Below are 4,131 nucleotides of genomic sequence, written 5' to 3'. Positions count from 1 at the left end.
GCCTGTGCCTGGGCATGATCTGGGGCCTGGTGTTCGGCTTCGTCGAGGGGCGGCGGCTGTCGGAGGTGCTGGGGGCCATGCTGTGCGCCAGCTTCATCCTCGCCTCGGGCGTGGTGAAGTCGGTGGGCAAGAGCCTGCTGCTGCAGGGCGTCGACGAGCGCTGGATGCCGGCGCTCACGGGGCTGTTGTTCACCCCGCTGCTGCTGCTGGCCGTGGCGGCCCTGACCCAGTTGCCACCGCCGTCGCCGGCCGACGAAGCCGCCCGCGTGCGTCGCGCGCCGATGGACGCCAAGGCCCGCGCCGCCATGTTCGCCGCCCACGCGCCGGCCCTGGTGCTGCTGGTGGTGGTCTATGTGCTGCTGACCGCGCTGCGGGACTTCCGCGACAACTTCGCCGCCGAGATCTGGGCCGAGCTGGGCTTCAAGAACGCCGCGGGGATCTTCTCGCTGTCGGAGATCYCGGTGGCGGCGATCGTGCTGGTGGGCTTAGGCGTGCTGAGCCTGGTGCGCGACAATCGCCGGGCGGTGGGCTTCAACTTCGCCTTCGTGGCCCTGGGCTTCGCCGTGGTGGGCGTGGCGACTCTGGGGCGGCAGGTGGGCCTGCTGGGACCCGTGGCCTGGATGATCGCCATCGGGGCGGGCATCTACATGGCCTACACCCCGTTCAACGGCATGCTGTTCGACCGGTTGATCGCCGCGACGGGGCAGGTGGGAACGGCCGGGTTCCTGATCTACGTCGCCGATTCCTGCGGCTATATCGGGAGCGTGTCGCTGCTGCTGGCGCGGTATTTCGCGCATCTGGAGCTGGCTTGGAGCGGGTTCCTGGCGGGCGCGGCCTACGGGACGTCGGTGATCGGCGTGGTCGGGGTGGGGCTGGCTTGGATGCTGCTGAGGTTGCCGAAGGCGAACGCCTAGCGCCGCATCTAATAGCCGCCGTCATCCCGGGCCTTGTGCCCGGAACCCCTCGTTCAGCTGACGGCGAAGCGCTTTGGCGCGCTGGCGCGCCACACCCCTGCACTTGCGGCGGAGAGAGGGGTTCCGGGCACAAGGCCTGGAATGACGGTTGAAAGGTGGGTGGAAGATGGCGCTAGCCCTCCAGCGCCAGCAACCCGAACAATGCCCCCTCCGTCTCCGACAGCCGCCAGCCGCGGTGCACGAACACCGCGCCCCGCCGGAAATTCTCCGCCACCCGCCGACGCAGGGCGGGCAGGGCGTCGGGGCCGCGACCGTTCGGGAACAATCGCTTGGCCAGAGCGGCCCGTCCGATCTCCGGCCGCCCGGCCAGCCAGGCCTTGCCGATCCGCGCGGCGGCGGCGTGGTCGAGGTCGCCGAACAGCAGCGCTTGGGCATGGGCCAGGCCGGGCAGGGCGGTGGCGGCGAACAGGGCGGCCAGCAGGTCGCGGCGGGCCCAGGCAGAAGAGGCGGCGGGGCTCATCGGCGCGCTCCCATGTCCAGCTTCAAGTGGTCGGCCAGTCGCATGACCAGGGCCAGGATGGTCAGGGTCGGATTGGCGATGCCCGAGGTCGGGAACACCGAGCTGCCGGCGACATACAGATTGGCGGTGTCGTGGACCTTCAGGTCCGGATCGACCACGCCTTGGCTCGGGTCGGCGCTTATCCGCGTCGTGCCCATGTGGTGGCGCGAGGCGCTGGAGATTTCCAGCAGGCGCCCGCGCTTGATCGGCCAGCAGACCCGGCCTTGGCCCGCGGCGCCCAAGGCGTCGCCGAAGCCGGCGGCCGAGCGCTCCAGGCTGTCCCAGTCAGCCTTGTCGTAGCGCCATTCCAGATGGACGCGCGGCATGCCCAGCGGATCCTTGGCCGAAGGGTTCAGCGTCACCCGGCTGTCGGGATYGGGGAAGTGCTCGGACATGGCGAAGAAGCCGAAGAGCTGACCCTCGCCCTGGTTGTTTCCGTCGATCCGGGTCGCGACCCGGCGCATCGCCTTGGTCTCGGCCTCGGGCGGCGTGCCGGTTTCCGTCTGAGTGATCGCGTTGAAGGTGGCGGTGAAGTTGCCGGTTCCCATCCGCGCCTGGGCGGGCAGGCCCGCGGCCACCACGCATTGGGGGGCGGTGCGACGCAGGGTCGAATAGAGGCTCATCGACGCCTGGCCGGAGATGTGGACCGCCGTGCCCTCGGTTTCGGCGTCGCTGTCCTGCGAATAGGTCACGTGGCCCTGGAAGAACCGTCCGACCAGGTCGTGGCGGTTGCCGATCCCTTCGGGCCGCACGCCGTTGGAGGCCAGCAGCAGCCGCGCGTTCTCGATGCCGCCGACCGCCAGGACATAGGTCTTGCCGACCGCGGTGTGGCGCTTACCGTCCAGGCAGGCCACGTCCAGGCCCTCGACCTTGTCGCCTTTCGCCGTCGGCCGGATCTGGGTGACATTGGCGTGCAGATAAACGGTGATGTTAGGGGCGTCGGCGAAGTCGGTGCGGAAGCGATCGAAGGCGTCCTTGTCCGCCCCTCCGGAATAGCGTGTGAGCACGCGCGGGGCCGAGAAGAATCCGTCCCGAGGATCCAGAGCCAGCGGCGGACGGGCGGGGTCCTTCAGCGCCGCGTTGGCGGCGTCGAAGCGCGGGATCTCCAACAGGTCGCAGGCCCGGTCGTAGAACGGCTGCATCTGCTCGCGCGTGACGGGCCAGCCGCTGTGCGGAGCCCAGGGGCGGGCGGCGAAGTCGGCCGGGTCCAGAGGCACGCACTTGCCGCCCCAGACCATGCCTGAGCCGCCCAGCACCCGGGCCCGCGACTGGACCGGATAGTCGTCGAACGGTTTGTCGGGATTGTCGGGCGCCTTGACCACGGCCGTGCCGGCGTAGAGGCCTTGGATCTCCATGTCGATCTCGCGGCCGCCGCTCTCGAGGATGGCGATCTTCAGCGGGCCGCCCGCCAGTTCCTTGGCCAGGGTGATGCTGGCCAGGCCGCCGCCGATGATCACCAAGTCGGCGTCGATCCGGCTGGCGTCGGGCAAGGTTCGGGCGTCGATGAAAGCCATCGTGTTTCCGATCTGATTTTGAAGGGGATTTAGGCGCGCGTTCTAGGCGCGCGCGCCCTTGGCCTTGAGGTAGGTCGCGACCGCTGTGTGCCCGTGCTTCTGAGCCTCGCCGAGGGGCGAGCGGGTCTGGCCGGGGTTGGACGGCACGGCGCGGTTCACGTCCGCGCCCTTGTCGATCAGATAGGCGACCGTCGCCAGGTCGCCGGACTGGGCGGCGTTGATCAGCGGGGTCTCGTCGCCGGGCACGAAGGACTCCACCGAGGCCCCGTGCTCGACCAGGGTCTTGACCAGGTCCAGCCGCCCCGCGCCCGCCGCGGCGATCAGCGGGTCGCCGTCGCCGCGCACGGCCAGGCCGGCGTCGGCGCCCTTGGCCAGCAGCAGGTCGACCACCTCGGCCCGGCCCGAATGGACGGCTTCGATCAGCGGCGAGCCGTCGCCGGGCGCGGGCAGGTTCACGTTGGCGCCCTTGTCGACCAGGTAGCGGACCGTGGCCAGGTCGCCGGAGCGGATGGCGTTCATCAGCGGCGTCGCATCGCCCGGTACGAAGATGTCGACCGACGCGCCGCGCTCGACCAGGGTCTTGGCGAGGTCGGCGCGGCCGGCGTCGGCGGCGGCGATCAGCGGCGCGCCGTCGCCGCGCACGGCCAGGTTCGGATCGGCGCCGGCGCCGAGCAGGAGGTCGACCAGGTCGGCCCGGCCCTGCCGTGTCGCCTCGATCAGCGGCGTGCCGTCGCCGGAAGCCTCGAAGTTCACGTCCGCGCCGTTCGCGATCAGCGTCCGGGCGCGGGCCGCGTCGCCGTCCAAGACGGCCTTGTACAGCGGGCTCTTGCGATAGGTGGCGGCGTCGTGGCGGGTCACGCCGGGCTCGACCTTGATGACGCGGGCCGGCTGGGCGGCCCAGACGGCGAAGGCGACGCCCAGCGACAGGGCGGCGACGGCGCCGCCGCCGATCAGACGACGGGCGCGGCCCTGGCGGTGCTGCGTGAGCATGACGAACCTCTCCTTGAGTTGGTTGTGGGCCGAGGCCGGCCAGTGGCAGCCGAGCGGTGGGGCGTGGAGCGCCAGCTGGGTCTTCAGCATGGCCTCGCCATAGGACTGACGGGCGATCGGGAAGCGGGTCWGGACGGCGGCGTCGCAGGCGATC

General features: G+C 70.8%; 4 protein-coding genes. 1 reads left to right on the top strand and 3 read right to left on the bottom strand.

What is annotated here, in order from left to right; genetic code table 11:
• A partial coding sequence (locus tag AC1DZ6_RS20440; RefSeq protein ID WP_477098966.1) for a DUF5690 family protein occupies positions 1-914 on the top strand: 914 nt, incomplete at its 5' end.
• 172 nt (positions 915-1,086) lie between these two features.
• Here AC1DZ6_RS20440 and AC1DZ6_RS20435 read toward each other — a convergent pair.
• From AC1DZ6_RS20435 to AC1DZ6_RS20425, 3 genes are all read right to left on the bottom strand, one after another.
• Positions 1,087-1,434, bottom strand: coding sequence for a hypothetical protein (locus AC1DZ6_RS20435; protein WP_477098965.1), 348 nt, complete (start codon positions 1,432-1,434; stop codon positions 1,087-1,089).
• Positions 1,431-2,987, bottom strand: a complete 1,557-nt coding sequence (locus tag AC1DZ6_RS20430; protein ID WP_477098964.1) for a GMC oxidoreductase — start codon at positions 2,985-2,987, stop codon at positions 1,431-1,433. The genes AC1DZ6_RS20435 and AC1DZ6_RS20430 overlap by 4 nt, the downstream gene beginning before the upstream one ends.
• Before the next feature lie 42 nt (positions 2,988-3,029).
• Positions 3,030-4,131: ankyrin repeat domain-containing protein (locus tag AC1DZ6_RS20425; protein ID WP_477098963.1), on the bottom strand; the 1,102-nt coding region annotated here is incomplete at its 5' end.

The sequence above is a fragment of the Caulobacter sp. P1_B12_2 genome (genome assembly GCF_056406675.1).
This window is presented reverse-complemented; position numbering and strand designations above follow the sequence as displayed.

What these genes read in the sequence shown, in the direction of transcription:
- AC1DZ6_RS20435 (WP_477098965.1), bottom strand. Translation starts at nt 1,434, where the DNA reads ATGAGCCCCGCCGCCTCTTCTGCCTGGGCCCGCCGCGACCTGCTGGCC.